Annotated in this window: 3 protein-coding genes; all 3 read right to left on the reverse strand. The window is 48.3% G+C overall.

All coding sequences use genetic code 11. The features are described from left to right. On the reverse strand, positions 1–149 hold a 149-nt coding region (locus QVP90_RS19835), incomplete at its 3' end, for a TetR/AcrR family transcriptional regulator (protein ID WP_369678138.1). A gap of 21 nt (positions 150–170) precedes the next feature. Then, positions 171–1,547 carry a TolC family protein gene (locus tag QVP90_RS03040; protein WP_044094161.1) on the reverse strand — a complete coding sequence of 459 codons (1,377 nt, stop codon included), beginning with the start codon at positions 1,545–1,547 and terminating at the stop codon, positions 171–173. Positions 1,548–1,577: 30 nt separating this feature from the next. Then, positions 1,578–3,015: efflux RND transporter permease subunit (locus QVP90_RS03045; RefSeq protein WP_288203873.1), on the reverse strand; the 1,438-nt coding region annotated here is incomplete at its 5' end.

Raw genomic sequence — 3,015 nt, forward strand, 5'->3', positions numbered from 1 at the left:
TTGCTGGGAAAGAGTTGGTAAAGTGTTCGTTTCGACATCCCTAACCCTTGAGCAATGATATCCATTGTCAAACGGCTGATACCTTGACGAATCATCTCTCGCTTCGTATGATCAACAACAAGCCGACGGGTTGTTTCGGCTTTCATCATAATACCTCCTCTCTGCCTGTTTTACATTCGCCCGCCACCAAGTGCTTGATATAGGGTGATAACTCCTTGAATTTCGGTAAACCGGTTGGCTACCTGAGAGAGTTGCGCATTGAGTAATGTCTGCTGGGCAGTCAAGACCTCCAGATAGGTAGTGTTGCCGTGCTGCATCAGCAAGCGGGTACTGCGGGCGGCATTTTCCAATGAAGCTACCTGCTTGTCGAAGTAAATGGATTTGCTGCGTGCAGTTTGTACCTGCGTCAAAGCATCATTCACTTCGCTTCCGGCAGCAAGCAATGTTTGCTGGAAAGCTAAACTCGCTTCTTCCTGCTGTGCTTTCGCTATCTTCAGTTGGGCGATATTAGCTCCCTTGTTAAACAAGGGTTGCGTCAACGATCCGAATACCGAAGCCAGCAGTTTGCCCGGATTCACAATCATCGAACCGGCACTGTTGGTCCAGCCTGCACTACCACCCAATGTAATGGAAGGATAGAAAGCCGAACGGGCGGCATTCGTAGAATAAAAGGCCTGTGCCAGTGAAAGTTCGGCACTCCGCACATCGGGCCGGTTGGATAACATCTGCAAAGGAATTCCCGTAGCAAAAGTCTCCGGTAACTGCTGTCCGGCAAGTTTACCACGCTGAATATCATGGGGGACCTCGGCCAGAATCAATGACAAGCTATTTTGCGTCTGGTTGATTTGCTCTTTCAAATCGAGCACGGTAGTACATATATTGTAATAGGTAGCCTCGGTTTGTGCCAGTCCGGCTTCTGTCACCATGCCGGCAGCTTTCATGGCACGGGTGGCAGCCACACTCTCCTTCCAGGCTTTTTCGGTAGCTGTTGCAATTTCATATTGGGCATCGAGCATCAACAACGTGTAATACGCGTTTGCCACCGATGCCACCAATTGTGTCTGTACCGCCTGTTCATATTCCCGGCTTTGCAGAAGCGCAGCTTTCGCACCCCGTTTGGCATTGGTCAGACGTCCGAAGAGATCGATCTCCCATGAAGCAGTAGCAGGCAACGAATAAGTCTTGGTAGCCTTTGCGCCGTCAAAACTACTGATAGAACCTTCCGGCGCCAAAAACAGAGACGGCAGATAAGAGAGTTTGGAAGTCATCAAGGCCGCTTCCGCTTCTTTCACCCGCAATTGGGCTGTCTGCAAATCGGTATTACGAACCAACGCCGAATCAATCAATGTCTGCAAAAAAGGATCGGAAAAAACTTCCCGCCACGCCAGATTGCCAAAGTTGGCAGTATCGGCTGTCTGGGCAGCACTCTCATCAGTGCTGCCATACAGTCCGTCCGGTACTTCCGAAACAGGTTTATATTTGGAATAGATGCCGCAACTGCTCAATGTAAAAGCAACGGCTACAAACAATAAAATTTGTTTTCTCATATTTCGTATCTTCATAATTAGCTCTATTTATTATTCTTTTCCGGCTTCCCTTTTCTCCCGGTCACTTTCCTGCTTTTCTTCTGCAATCTGCCAATCCTGAGACGGTTCGGCCTGCACGGGATGTAGCTTTTCCTGAAGCCATTGGAAAGCAATGAAGAGCGAAGGTACAATGAAAAGCAATGCCAACGTACCGACAAACATACCGCCTACGACACCGGTTCCCAATGAACGGTTACCGTTGGCTCCTACTCCACTGGCTACCACCAGAGGGAAAAGACCGAATATCATTGTCAACACTGTCATCAAAATAGGACGGAAACGGGCTTTGGCTGCACTCACGGCAGAAGCGATCAGCCCCATACCGGCCTTACGACGTTCGGCTGCATACTCTGTCAGCAAGATAGCGGTTTTGGCAAGCAAACCGATCAACATGATAAGCCCTGTCTGCAAATAGATATTGTTCTCCAGTCCGAATATACGGGCAAAAAGGAAACTACCCATCAGACCGCACGGCACACTGAGCAACACGGCAAACGGAATGATGAAACTCTCATAAAGGGCACTCAGAATGAGATAAATCATCAGGAAGCAAATGGCAAAGATGATAATTGTAGTACCGCTCTGCTGATTTTCCTCACGGGTAATACCTCCATAGTCATAGCCATATCCCTTAGGCAAGGCTGTTACGGCCGTCTCCTGTACGGCACGCATGGCATCACCCGTACTGTATCCCTCGGCCGGCATGGCATTCACTGCAATAGAATTGTACATATTGAAACGGCTCAACGTTTCGGCGCCATACACACGGGTTAAAGTCACAAACTGACTGAGCGGTGCCATCTCTCCATTGGACATGCGTACAAAAGTATTGTCCAACGATGCCTCATCCAGACGATATTTAGGATCGGATTGTATCATCACTTTATAAACCTTCGAGAAACGATTGAAGTTGGATACATATTGTCCGCCGTAATATCCTGATAAAGTACTGAGTACCTGATCGGCAGTGATGCCTGCACGTTTACACTTGGAAGGATCTACCTCTACCATCCACTGCGGATAGCGCACATCAAATGTGGAGTAAGCCATAGCAATCTCCGGACGCTGGTTCAAAGCACCTAAATATTGCTGTGTAGTCTGGAAGAAAGTAGTCACATCACCTCCCTGTTTATCTTGCACATGCATTTCCAAGGCATTACCCATACCGTATCCCGGAATCATACCCGGAGAAATGGCAAATACGGTAGCATCCTTAATATCCATCGTACTTCCATAGACTTGCTCGATAACCGCTTGTACGTTATCCTCCTTCCCCGGACGTTCGTCCCAAGATTTCAGTTTCAAGATCAACATACCGAACGAACTACCCTGCCCGGACAATAATCCGTAGCCGGCCACCTTCTGTACATGTTTCACCTGCGGAATTGCTTCCAAACGCTTTTCGATGCGTGTAATCACATCATCGGTT

This window comes from Bacteroides sp. CAG:189, assembly GCF_000432295.1.
Lineage (GTDB): Bacteria > Bacteroidota > Bacteroidia > Bacteroidales > Bacteroidaceae > Bacteroides > Bacteroides salyersiae.

Bases quoted from the DNA above. Each gene is read 5' to 3' on its own strand.
- QVP90_RS03040 (WP_044094161.1), bottom strand. From the start codon at position 1,547: ATGAGAAAACAAATTTTATTGTTTGTAGCCGTTGCTTTTACATTGAGC.